This is a genomic window from Halopiger goleimassiliensis (genome assembly GCF_000455345.1).
GTDB lineage: Archaea > Halobacteriota > Halobacteria > Halobacteriales > Natrialbaceae > Halopiger_A > Halopiger_A goleimassiliensis.
This window is the reverse complement of the sequence record NZ_HG315690.1, coordinates 2,563,041-2,575,100: the sequence shown is the minus strand read 5'-3', so window position 1 is coordinate 2,575,100 and position 12,060 is coordinate 2,563,041. Positions and strand designations below refer to the sequence as shown.

Annotated in this window: 11 protein-coding genes; 4 read left to right on the top strand and 7 right to left on the bottom strand. The window is 65.8% G+C overall.

What is annotated here, in order from left to right; genetic code table 11:
• Positions 1–4: 4 nt before the first annotated feature.
• The 7 genes from TX79_RS12620 to TX79_RS12585 form a co-directional block, all read right to left on the bottom strand.
• On the bottom strand, positions 5–1,237 hold the full coding sequence (locus TX79_RS12620) for a translation initiation factor IF-2 subunit gamma (protein WP_049927790.1): 1,233 nt from the start codon (positions 1,235–1,237) through the stop codon (positions 5–7).
• 430 nt (positions 1,238–1,667) lie between these two features.
• Positions 1,668–2,693, bottom strand: a complete 1,026-nt coding sequence (locus TX79_RS12610) for a phosphate signaling complex PhoU family protein (RefSeq protein ID WP_049927788.1) — start codon at positions 2,691–2,693, stop codon at positions 1,668–1,670.
• A complete protein-coding gene (gene phoU, locus TX79_RS12605) occupies positions 2,693–3,352 on the bottom strand; it encodes a phosphate signaling complex protein PhoU (protein WP_049927787.1) in 660 nt (219 codons plus the stop codon). Before phoU ends, TX79_RS12610 begins: the two co-directional genes overlap by 1 nt.
• A 2-nt stretch (positions 3,353–3,354) precedes the next feature.
• A complete protein-coding gene (gene pstB, locus TX79_RS12600) occupies positions 3,355–4,254 on the bottom strand; it encodes a phosphate ABC transporter ATP-binding protein PstB (RefSeq protein WP_081655561.1) in 900 nt (299 codons plus the stop codon).
• Between the two features lie 6 nt (positions 4,255–4,260).
• The gene (gene pstA, locus TX79_RS12595; protein ID WP_049927786.1) at positions 4,261–5,973 is read right to left on the bottom strand and encodes a phosphate ABC transporter permease PstA; all 1,713 of its coding nucleotides are present in this window, start codon (positions 5,971–5,973) and stop codon (positions 4,261–4,263) included.
• 49 nt (positions 5,974–6,022) lie between these two features.
• A complete protein-coding gene (gene pstC / locus TX79_RS12590; RefSeq protein ID WP_049927785.1) occupies positions 6,023–6,958 on the bottom strand; it encodes a phosphate ABC transporter permease subunit PstC in 936 nt (311 codons plus the stop codon).
• A 63-nt stretch (positions 6,959–7,021) separates the two neighbouring features.
• Positions 7,022–8,011, bottom strand: coding sequence for a PstS family phosphate ABC transporter substrate-binding protein (locus TX79_RS12585; RefSeq protein ID WP_049927784.1), 990 nt, complete (start codon positions 8,009–8,011; stop codon positions 7,022–7,024).
• Positions 8,012–8,456: 445 nt separating this feature from the next.
• On the opposite strand from TX79_RS12585, the gene TX79_RS12580 reads away from it, so the two are divergent.
• From TX79_RS12580 to TX79_RS12565, 4 genes are all read left to right on the top strand, one after another.
• Positions 8,457–9,452 carry a phosphate uptake regulator PhoU gene (locus TX79_RS12580; RefSeq protein ID WP_049927783.1) on the top strand — a complete coding sequence of 332 codons (996 nt, stop codon included), beginning with the start codon at positions 8,457–8,459 and terminating at the stop codon, positions 9,450–9,452.
• A gap of 96 nt (positions 9,453–9,548) precedes the next feature.
• Positions 9,549–10,451 carry a winged helix-turn-helix domain-containing protein gene (locus TX79_RS12575; protein WP_049927782.1) on the top strand — a complete coding sequence of 301 codons (903 nt, stop codon included), beginning with the start codon at positions 9,549–9,551 and terminating at the stop codon, positions 10,449–10,451.
• Between the two features lie 225 nt (positions 10,452–10,676).
• The gene (locus TX79_RS12570; RefSeq protein WP_049927781.1) at positions 10,677–10,952 is read left to right on the top strand and encodes a hypothetical protein; all 276 of its coding nucleotides are present in this window, start codon (positions 10,677–10,679) and stop codon (positions 10,950–10,952) included.
• A 78-nt stretch (positions 10,953–11,030) separates the two neighbouring features.
• Positions 11,031–12,041, top strand: coding sequence for a DUF5787 family protein (locus TX79_RS12565; RefSeq protein WP_049927780.1), 1,011 nt, complete (start codon positions 11,031–11,033; stop codon positions 12,039–12,041).
• Positions 12,042–12,060: the final 19 nt, after the last annotated feature.

Here is a 12,060-nt window from a genome sequence, read left to right as displayed (position 1 = left end):
CTCGCTACCCCTGCAGCGTTCCGAGACCGATCAGCCGCCAGCGCGCGCCGATGCGGCGGTTGATCGCGATCTTCGCGCCCGGTTCGGCGGCGACGGGACGTTTGAGGTTGACCTCACACTCCCCTTCGCGGGCGCTGGTGACGGCACCCACGGTCGTCGCCGTGCCGACGGTCATCATCAGGGGCTCGCCGGTGCTGATCTCGTCGACGGTCTCGCCGCTTTCGGCCCCGACCACGCGCTCGAGGAGGTCGACCTCCATCGTGAACCGCTCCCAGGTCGGCGGTAGCGAGCCGGCTGGACCGGCGATCCGGCCCGCCAGCGCGTCGCCTTTGGTCAGCGACGGGTCGAGCCCGGTGCCGACGCCCAGCAGCCCGCCGGGCGTCGCGGTGTCGACCGTCTGACCGCCGGCCTGGAGCGACCGGATCGTCGTCTCGATCGGGACGTACTCGGTCTGGCCGCCCTCCTCGACCTCGCGGCCGGGACGAATCTCGATCTCGTCGCCGACCTCGAGCTGGCCCTGGGCGAGGCTGCCGCCGAGGACGCCGCCGGACAGCTCCGTCGCCGTGGTCCCCGGCTTGTTGATGTCGAAACTCCGGGCGACGTGCATCAGCGGATCGGCGTCGGGGTCGCGTTCGGGCGTGGGGATCTCCTCCTCGATAGCCTGGATGAGCAGGTCGAGGTTGACTTCCTGACCCGCCGAAACCGGGACGACCGGCGCGCCCTCGGCGACGGTGCCCTCGACGAACTCCTGGATCTCCTCGTAGTTCTGTCGCGCCTGGTCGGTGCTGACGAGGTCGACCTTGTTCTGGGCGATGACGATGTTGTCGATCCCGATGATGTCCAAGGCCATCAGGTGCTCCTCGGTCTGGGGCTGTGGGACGGGTTCGTTGGCGCTGATCACCAACACAGCGCCGTCCATCAGCGACGCACCCGAGAGCATCGTCGCCATCAGGGTCTCGTGCCCAGGGGCGTCGACGAACGAGACGGTCCGCAGCGGCTCGCTTTCCGAGCCGTCCGGACACTCCTCCTCGACGGTGTAGCGCTCGGGCTCGTCAAGCTCGGGACACTCGCGGAACGTCGCGTCCGCGTACCCGAGCCGGATGGAGATCCCGCGTTTCATCTCCTCGCTGTGCTGGTCGGTCCACGAGCCACTCAACGCTTGGACGAGCGTTGTCTTGCCGTGGTCGACGTGGCCGACGAGCCCGATGTTCACCTCCGGTTGTTGGTTTCCTGCCATAAGACGATGAGTAATCTTGAGTAGAGCTTCCGCCGTGCGCTTGATAAACCTACTGTTCTCGGGGCGATCCGGCGGACGGCAACGCGTTCGAGCGCGAGTCTTTCACGCGGCCCGATCCGTCACGACGCGTGGCTACCGGCTCCGCGAGTTCGACCGCCTCGAGGCGGCGACCGCCGTCGCCGCCGAAGCCGCCGACTTCCTCGACGATCTAGCGGGGATCGACGTCGCAGGTCGTTCGGGGGCTCACCCGTCGAGGAACTGCTCGAGTGCGGGCGACTCACGACGGAGCGTTATCGTCGTGAGCGCGCGCAAGCGATCGCGGCTCGGCCGGGCGCTGTTCGGGAGCCTCATGCTCTTTCACGTCGATCGACCCGTGGTCGCGATCCCACACGGAGGTGACTTACGGTCAGAATAGCCCGATCGATCGCAGTCACGATCGCGTTTCGACCCGATCGTCCTCGAGCAGCGTCGCCTCGGCCGTCGTCTCGAGGACGGTCTGGGCGACCGTGGCCGTCCGGCGGATCCGGCTCAGTACCGGCCCGTAACGGGCGACAGGGTCCGATCCGTCGGTCCACTCCCGGTCGAGCTCGTCCGTTCGTCGCTCGACGGTCGCACCTCGCTCGGCCGCGCGTTCGATCTCGCCCTCGAGCGCGGCTTCGACGGCGTCGCGGGCGTCCCTGGCGAGGGACTCGATTCGCTCCCCTAGATCGCCCGTCGGCGGTCCTGACTGGCGCGTCGCGGCCTCGGCGATTCCCTCCGCGTGATCTCCGATTCGGTCGAGACAGCGACTCACCCGGTAGTCCCGAAACGCTTCCCGGCGGTTCGTGCCGAGTCGATCCAGTTCGTGGACGTCCTCGAGTCCGCGGTGGAAGCCGCGGCTCACGAACGCGAACAACCGATCGACGTCGCTGGCGCGTGCACGGACGCCAGCGGCGAGCTCCGCGTCGTCCTCGACCACCGCCGCCGTCGCGTCGGCGTGCATCTCGAGCACCAGCTGTCGGGTTTGGGCGACCGTCTGCGGAAGCGACACCTCCCTCGCGTCGAGCACGTCGGCGATGGTGAGCCGGTCGCCGGTGTCTTCCTGGATCGTGACGCCGACGAACCGTCCCACACGGCGTTCGATCTGCCGTCGCAGCTCCGGTGGGGCCGACTCGAGGCCGGTCACGACGATCCGATCGCAGCCGATCCTGTAGGCCGCCCGAACCTGTCGCAGGGCGGTCTCCTCGCCCAGTGAGGCGACGTCGACCCGCACCGTCCGCTCCCGCGTCGGGACCGTGTCGGTCGCGGCGACCAGCCGGTCGTCCTGGGGGTAGAGGTACATCGACGCGCCGGACTCGAGGTTCTGGTCGACCGCCCACTCCTTCGGAAGCGAGACGACGTACGTAGAGTTGCCCGCGAGTTGGACCGTCCGTTCGACGGGGTCGTGACTCCCGTTCGACAGCGGGTTTCGGCTCATCAGTAGATCAATTCGTCGTCGTTTTCGACCATGTACAGCGTTCGTGCCGCGATGTTGACGGCGTGGTCGCCGACCCGCTCGAGGTCGCGGATCGTCAGGAGCATCCGCGAGACGTCCTCGAGGAGGTGTTCGTCGTCGGGATCCGCCTCCATCAGGTCGTGGACGACGATCCGACTCGCCCGTTCACAGAGCGCGTCGATTTCGTCGTCGGTCGCGGCGATCTGTCGGGTCTCCGCCGCGTCGTTCGTCGCGTACGCCTGCATCGCGTCCTCGACCATCAGGACCGTCTCCGTGCCGACGTGGACGATGTCGACGTCCGGATATCGGTTTCGGTCCTGTTCCCGAGCGTACTCCGCGAGGTTGACGGCCAGGTCGCCGATCCGCTCGAGGTCCGTGAGGATCTTGAACGACGACGCGATGACGCGAAGGTCGCCCGCGACCGGTTGCTGGAGCGCGATCAACTCGATGCACTCTCCCTCGAGTTCGAGATACAGGTCGTTGATCTCGTGGTCGCCTTCGATCACCTCGGCAGCCAGCGCCTCGTCCCCGGTCTCGTAGGCCTCGAGCGCCCGTCGGAGACGCTCACAGACCAGGTCGCTCATCTCGAGGACGTCGTCGCGCAACGCCTCGAGTCGTCGCTGGTAGGTGTCCCGTGACATGGTTACCCGAACTTGCCGGTGATGTACTGCTCGACGCGTTCGTCGTCGGGGTTCTCGAAGATGGTCGCGGTGTCGTCGAACTCGACGAGTTCGCCCCCGGTGAGGAAGACGGCGGTCTTGTCGGAGATGCGGGCGGCCTGTTGCATGTTGTGGGTGACGATGACGACGGTGTACTCGTCGGCCAGATCGGCGATGAGGTCCTCGACCTTCGAGGTTGCGACGGGATCCAGCGCCGACGCCGGTTCGTCCATGAGGACCACCTCGGGGTCGGGGGCGATCGCCCGGGCGATACAGAGCCGCTGTTGCTGGCCGCCCGAGAGGTCAAGGCCGCTCGTCTCGAGTTTGTCGTTCACCTCGTCCCAGAGGGCGGCGCTCCGCAGCGCCTCTTCGACGCGCTCGTCGAGGTCGCCGTCGTCCTTGCCCTGGACGCGCAGGCCGTAGGCGACGTTGTCGTAGATCGACTTCGGGAACGGGTTCGGCGTCTGGAACACCATCCCGATCTTGCGGCGGAGCGCGACGGGATCGACGTCCTCGTCGTAGACGTTCTTGCCGTCGAAGACGACTTCGCCGTCGATCCGGGCGGAATCGACGAGGTCGTTCATCCGGTTGATCGAGCGCAGGAACGTCGACTTGCCACAGCCGGAGGGGCCGATCAGCGCCGTCACCTGGTTCTCCGGAATCTCGATGTCGACGCTCCGCAGCGCCCGTTCCTCGCCGTAGTAGACGTCCAGGTCGTACGTTTCGATGATCGGCGGTCCGGTACTGGGGCCGCCCGCCGGTCGGTCGACCTCGATCGACGTGTCGATCAGCACCTCGTCGTCGTCGTCCGCTTCGGTCGCGGGGTCGTTCTCGGTCGCTCGTTCGATGCTCGGCTCGGATTCTGTCGTGCTATCGTAGCTCATGGTCGGTCACTCTCCGCGTTGGTACCTGTTCCGCAGGACGATCGCAGCCCCGTTCATCAACAACAGCACGACGAGCAGCGTCAGAACACCCGCCGCGAGTACCCCATACCGGAAGTCGTGGTCGATCAGCCGCGACCAGGTGAAGATCTGTCTCGGCATCGCGCTCGAGACGCTGAAGAACGAGTCCGGGGAGATGCGAACGACCGCCGGCATACCGATCATCAGCAGCGGTGCCGTCTCGCCGATCGAGCGGCCGAACGCGAGGATCGTCCCGGTGAGGATCCCTGGCATGGCCTCCGGCAGTACGACGTTGCGAACGGTCTGCCAGCGTGTCGCGCCCATCCCGTAGGACGCCCGTCGCATCGAATCAGGAACCCCGCGAATCGACTCCTGAGCCGAGACGATGACGATCGGCAGGATCAACAGGCCGACGGTCAGGCCGCCGACGAAGACGATCCCGGTCTGGAAGCCGACGCCCCGAACGAACAGCGCCAGTCCCAGCACGCCGTAGACGACCGACGGCACCCCTGCGAGGTTCGCGATGTTGATCTCGATCAGTTCGACGATCCGACCCATCCGTCCCTGGTTCGGGGCGTACTCCTCGAGGTAGATCGCCGCCCCGACGCCGACGGGGAACGCCGAGACCGCGATGACGGTCAGCAACATCACGGTGCCGACGAGCGAGGGGTAGATCCCGGCGTCCGCGGGCGTAGTGCTGTGGCTCGAGATCAGAAAGCTCCAGTCGAGCCAGACGTCCGGTCCCGCGTATCCCATCGCGTCGACGACGACGACGCCGACCAGGATGCCGGCGCCGATCACGACCGGATACGCCAGTCCCGCGACGCCGTCGTTCCGTCGGAGGACGAACTCGACGTACAGCGCGTTGGGGACGACGACGACCGTCGCCACGATGACGCCGTAGGCCGACGGGACGCCGACGACCGACGCGACGGCGAATCCGGCCGCACCGACGGCGAGCACCGCGACGCCGGCGACGATCCCGTCGCGTTCGCTTTCTCTGACGGACCGGACGTACCTCGCAACCCCCACGGCGACCAGTCCGGTAAACGCCAGGAGGGCCGAAATCCACGGCAGCGGGAGGAACGGTAACGAGAGGATCAGCTCCCGAAGACTCGGGACGAGGTCGGGCACCGCGAACGAGACGTCGAACAGTTCCTGCCCGAGTAGCGGCGTTCGAATCGTCCTGTCGACGCTGAACCCCGGTACGCCGACGACGGCGAGAACGGGAGCGAGTACGACGACCGCCAACCGCTCGAGCACGCCCGCATCGCGAACCTGTCCGTGGACTGTCACGACTGCGTAGGCGACGCCCGCCGCGATGACGAGCGCCAGCCACTCGCGCGGAGTGACGATGTGTCTGAACGCGATGACGGCACCGCCGGCGAACAGGACCGAGACGATGGGCAGGCCGAGCGACGTGTAGGCGACTTCGCCGGCCTTCGAATCGGACAGGTAGAAGTACACGCCCAGCAGGATCGCCGGGACGACGACGGTTCCGGCGAACGTGACCAGCCAGCCGGCGTCGGCGGTGGCCGGTTGGATCGCGTCGTTGAACACGTACGCCAGGAACCCGAGCATCAGCAGGAGCGCCAGCAGGGTCGCGCCGAGACACGACAGCTTGAACAGCAGTCCGCGGACCTGGCTCACCTGTCCGTCCGCGCCGTACCAGGCACCGATCGTATCGTCGGACGTCGCCATCAGTAGCTCACCTCCCGGAAGGCGTTCGCAGGTGATCGCGCGTCGGTCGTCATTCGTACTCCTCCTCGTAGCGTGCCGTGATGCGATTGCTCAGCAGGTTCATCGCGAACGTGATCGCAAACAGCGTCAGGCCGATCGCGAACATCGAGTAGAACTCCGGCGTCCCGCCGGTCGCGTCGCTCGTGACGGCGTGGACCATCGCGGAGGTCATCGTCTCGCCCGACTGGAACAGGTGACCGAACGGGTCGGTCGGGTCGAACATCCGCGCCTGCATACCCATCGCCATGACGACGATCATCGTCTCGCCGATCGCCCGCGAGAGCGCGAGAATGTACGACGCGAAGATGCCCGAGATGGCGGCCGGAATGACGATCCCCGTCGACACCTCGAACTTGGTCGCGCCGAGTCCGTAGCCGGCCTGCCGAAGGTCGTCCGGCACCGCGCTCATCGCGTCCTCGGAGAGCGACGAGACCATCGGGATGATCATGATCCCGACCATGATCGAGGCGCTGAGGGTGTTGAACAGGGTCAGATCGAGCCCGATCGCCTGTAGCCACGGCGTGAGGTAGACGAGTGCGAGGTAGCCGTAGACGACGGTCGGAATGCCGGCGAGGATCTCGAGGGCCGGCTTCAGCACCGCTCGCATCCGTTCGCTCGCGTACTCGCTGAGATACACCGCGGCGGCCGTCCCGATGGGGATCGCGACCATCGCCGAGACGGCCGTGACGGTCAGCGTTCCCGTCACGAGCGGCCACACGCCGAACTGCCCGTGGCTGGACTCCCACTCCGTCCCGGTCAGGAACGAACTGATGCTGACGTCCTCGAAGAACGCTGCCGCGTCGAGCGACAGCGTGACGATAATGCCGGCCGTCACGAACACCGTCAGTGCGGCACAACCGAACAGCAACATCTGGTACAGCCGCTCTTTCGTCGCCTGGCCCCGGGACGATCGGGTCAGATCGGCGGACGTCGATTCAGTACTCATTTCTCACAGTCGTTTCGGTGAAAATCATCGGTCGATGTAACTGGTAGTCGACGCCGACGGCCGCTATCGGGCGTCCTCGAGCTTGCTCAAGTTCTCGTCGACCATGTCGTCGTTCGACGGGACGTAGCCGACGTCGTCGGCGATCCAGTCCTCCCCGGCGCTCTCGATGTAGAACTTCAGGAACTCGTAGACCTCGTCGCGCTGGACGGCGTCCTCGGCTACGTAAATGTACAGCGGGCGCGCCATCGGGTACGTTCCCTCGCTCGCCGCCTCGAGGCCGGGTTCGCCACAGCTGTCACCCTCGCTCTCGCGCACCGAGAGTGCCTTCACCCGGTCGCTGTTCTCGGAGTAGTAGGCGTACCCGAAGTACCCCATCGCGTACGGGTTCGACTCGAGGCCTTCGACGATCAGGTTGTCGTCTTCGGTGGGTTCGTAGTCGGTCCGGTGGTTCCCGGCCTCGCCGACGACGTTCTCGGTGAACCAGTCGTAGGTCCCGGACGTAGTGTCGGGGCCGTAGAGGTCGAACGGTTCGTCCGGCCAGTCGGAGTTGACGTCCGCCCACGTTTCGGCACCGTCCTCCTGCCAGATCTGGGCCATCTCGTCGAAGGTCATGCAGTCGACCCAGTCGTTCTCGGGGCTGACGGCCATCGTGAGGGCGTCACCGCCGATGTGCATCTCGATCGGATTGACGTCGTTGTCGGAACAGAGGTCCTCCTCTTCGGGCTTGATCGGTCGCGAAGCGCCGTTGATGTCCGAATCGCCGTGGCAGAAGAAGTTCTCGAACCCGCCACCGCTGCCCGTCGGGTCGACGGGCACGTTCACGCTCGGGTGATCGTCCATGAACTTCTCGGACATCTCGTCCGAGATCGGGAACACCGTACTCGACCCCGTGACGTCGACCTCGCCGGAGAGGTCACCGTCGCCGTTGCCGCCGTTGCCAGTGTCGGTCTCGGAACAGCCCGCGAGCGCAACGGCACCGACCCCACCGGCGGTTGCGACGAACTTTCGTCTGGAAACTGACTCGACCGAACGACCGCGCTGGTTTGCTGCCATCACCTGTGAGGTCCGACAGTCACTAAAAAAGCACTGCTATGAATAATATATATCTACACGTATCTATACATTCCTGTACGTGTCGGTCACTATCGGTTCTATCCAACACGTATCGGGTCCTCTCTTATCCGGACGAATCTTCCGTTTGAGAGTCTGTGGCCAAGATATTTGGGGGGTAGTGGAGAGGGGAGATATTCGACTGATCAGTATCTACCTACGTCTCTCACACAGGACTGGACGACAATCGGTCTAGTTTCCACTCGCCGCCAATACCATCACGACTTATTACATAGTAAAACATAGTCACTGGTTCAAAACTATATTAGTACGTTGCAGTACGGTCGGTATTGACTGGAATATAGGCAATAGACACGAGTACCGGCGGAACAGGTCTGTCTCTATAGATTCAGGTATATTTATGTTCGGTCCCTCGGAACCCCGATGCATGGAGACGCGGAAAGTCCAGGTGACTGGCGGTTCGACCTACACCGTCTCGCTTCCGAAGACGTGGGCCACGGAAAACGGAATCAGCAGCGGCGAAACCGTCGAACTGTACGCGGACGGCGATACGCTCCTCGTGACGCCGAAGACGGACGACGATCGACAGGAGGGCACCCTCGAGATCGGGTCGCTCGAGGGTGAGGAACTGGTCCGCGCCGTCTTCACCATGTACGTCAGCGGCTTCGACGTCATCGAACTCGAGGCCGGGCGGATCACGACCGATCAGCGACGATCGATCCGAAGCGCGGTTCAGGGGCTCATCGGCGTCGAGGTCGTCGAGGAAGCGACCGACCGCGTCGTCGTCCAGGACCTGCTGGACTCTTCCGAGTTGTCGATCGTCAACGCCGTCTCCCGGATGCGCCTGATCGCCACCTCGATGCTCGAGGACGCCGTGACTGCGCTCGTCGAGGACGACGACGACGTCGCCCGCGATGTCATCGAACGCGACGACGACGTCGACCGCCTCTTTCTCGTCGTCTCGCGGATCTTTCGCGCTACGTTGCGCTCGCCGCGGGCCGCGGAATCGCTCGGCGTCTCCCGCGAGGACTGTTTCGACTACCACTCGAGCGCCCGTCAGCTCGAGCGGATCGCCGACCACGCCGTGAAGATCAGCCAACTCGCGCGCAGACTCGACGCCGTGCCCGAGGACGTCGCGGACGCGCTCCTGGACCTCCACGACGACGCGGTCGACGTCGTCGAGACGTCGATGGACGCGCTGTTCAGCGAGGACGGCAACGAGGCGACCGACCTGGGGCACGACGCGCTCGAGTCGGTCCGGGAGATCGACGAGCACACGCGCCGGATCGACGACATGCTCCGGGATCTCGATCCCGTTCAGGCACAGTCGCTCGGACTGGTCCTCGATTCGCTCTCGCGCAGCGCCGACTACGGTGGCAACGTCGCGGAGACGGCCCTCCAGAAGGCCGCGCCGCGTCCGTAACGTCGCATTCGATCGGGGACGACCCCCTAATATCAACTCGTATACAAAAACGAGGTTCAGGGAACTATTTTGTAAGTTCGTTGTCTGTATCTCGATATGAGCCGATCGAACGCCTCGAGTGACGGCGAGGGCGTCCTCGAGTGTACGGACTGTCTCGATCCCGCCGACGCGTTCGCGCTGGTCGGCAACGAGACGCGGCTGGCGATCCTCGAAGCGCTGTGGGCGGCCGACGAACGACCGGTCGCGTTCTCCGACCTTCGTCGCGCGGTCGGCGTGCGCGACTCGGCGCAGTTCAACTACCACCTCCAGCAGTTGACCGGCCACTTCGTCACGCAGGTCGAGGAGGGATACGCGTTCAAACACGCCGGCGAGAAAGTCGTCCGTTCGGTGATCGCGGGGTCGTTCAACGAGGACCCGTCGGTCGAGCCGTTCCCCGTCGAGGGGAGCTGTTACGCCTGTTCGGGATCGCTCGAGGCCACGTACGAGGACGAACGGCTGGCGATCGACTGCGTCGACTGCGGGAGTGGACACGGCGAGTACGCCTTCCCACCGGGTGGGCTAAACGATCGTACGCCCGCGGAGATCGCGGCGGCGTTCGACCACCGGGTCCGACATCTCCACTGTCTGGCGGCCGACGGCGTCTGCCCGGAGTGTAGCGGCCCCATGGAGACGACCATCGTCGAAGCGGGCGACTGCTGTCTCGGCGTCGGCATCCGCGTCGATCACGTCTGTAGACAGTGTGACCACGCGCTCTGTTCGGCCGTCGGCCTGCGCCTGCTCGAGCACTCCGCCGTCGTCGGGTTCCACCGCGAGCGCGGCGTCTCGCTGGACGATCGCCCCTACTGGACGCTCCCGTGGTGCGTCTCCGACGAGTATACCCGGATCACCGACCGCGATCCGCTCCGTCTCGAGGTGACGATGGCGCTGGAGGGCGACCGGCTTCGGGTCACGATGGACGAGAGTCTCGACGTCCTCGAGACCTGTCTCGAGGCTCGCTGACCGACCCCCGTCGCTCGAGGTTCGCCGACCGGCGGACCGATCGCCGGTCGCCCGTCCGATTTTCTGCATCGTTCGTCTCGCCGTCACTCGATTCTGCGGGAGCACTGTCGATCGGTTCCTGGGCACTGCCGTCGGGTGTCTCCCGAAACGAATTACAGTAACTCGAGCTACAAAAATATAGTTCAGATTACACTTATTCGGCCGCGCCACCTCGATACACACGTGATGAACCACCCTATCCCCTCTCGACGGAACCACGCGATAGCCGATCTGACCCTCGCCGAAACCGCGGTAGTCATGATCGGCTCGACGCTGCTGTTCCTCGTATCGACCGTCGTCGCCCTGGCCGTCGCGACCGGCGGCGACGAACCGGACGCCGGAGCGGTCTTCGTACTGGTCGCCGGACTCCTCACGTTCGCGGTCGTCCTCGGCGTCGCACGACGCCTGGGAAACTGGCTCGCCGGGAGACTCGAGTACAGGCGCGAGGCCGTCGCCTGCTGACTCCGGGCCGTCCTGGCACTCGTCGCTTGTAGAACCGTACTCGACGCCCTTTTCTCGAGCGCGCCCTTCTCGACGGCCGTGTCGGAGTTCGCGTTCGAACTCGCGTTGTGTGCCCACCTCGAGTCGGGCGATGGCCCGGTCTCCGGCGACGGAATCGTCGCCCGCCAGTTAGGCGCGAGCGTGGCCGACCCCGGCGGTCGCATCCTCGACGTCGTCTACGTCGAACCCGGCCCCGCGTTCGACGACCGCGCGGCGATCACGAGCGACGCCATTCCCGACGCGGCGATCGAATCGACCGTCGGTCCCGGCCGGTGGCGCTACTGGAAGTCCGCCTTCGACTGCCACCCGGACCGGGCCCGCCGGGCGACCGACCGAGCGCTCGAGGTCGGCTTCTTCGAATCCCGGCCCCGGAACGGGCGGGAGTACGTCCGGCAGGTCGCCCGCTACCCCGACTGGTACGGCCGACTCGTCGGCATCGAGAACAAGCCGGACCTCGGCCGGCCGGGGGACCTCGAGGCGCAGTTGCGGACGGACGTCAGCCTGGCGCTGGTGGACGAAATCGTCCTCGCAACCGAAAGCTACGTCACGCGGGCGCATCTGAACCGGATTCCCGAGGAAGTGGGTGTCTGGCGGGTACACCGTGACGACTCGGGTGACGATGGCGCAGCGACGGCACTCGAGATCGAGGTCGTCCGCGAGCCGACCCCCCTGACCGTGGACGACCCCGGGATCGAACCGCTGGCGTCCCATCCCGCCCGGACGGAGGTGGCAGTCGTCGACGCCGACGAGAAGGCCCGAAAGCGCCGGCGCATCGCCGAACGGGCCTACGGGAAGGGGTGGCGGACCTACGGGTTGCCGGACTGTGTGCAGTGCGACCCCGACGACTCGAGCGGGGCGACCCTGCCGTGGTGTGCGTGGGCCGGACGAATCGTCGACGCCGGGTCCGAGTGTGGCCCGTCGTGTCCGGGCTACGACCCCGCGACGACTCCCGAGGCCGACCTCGAAGCGGAACGGGACCGGCGAACGCCCTGGGTAGCCGAGCCGTCGGGAAAGCAGCGCCGGCAGTCGGGACTCGACCGGTTCGGCTGACGGTCCGCAGGACCCCGGT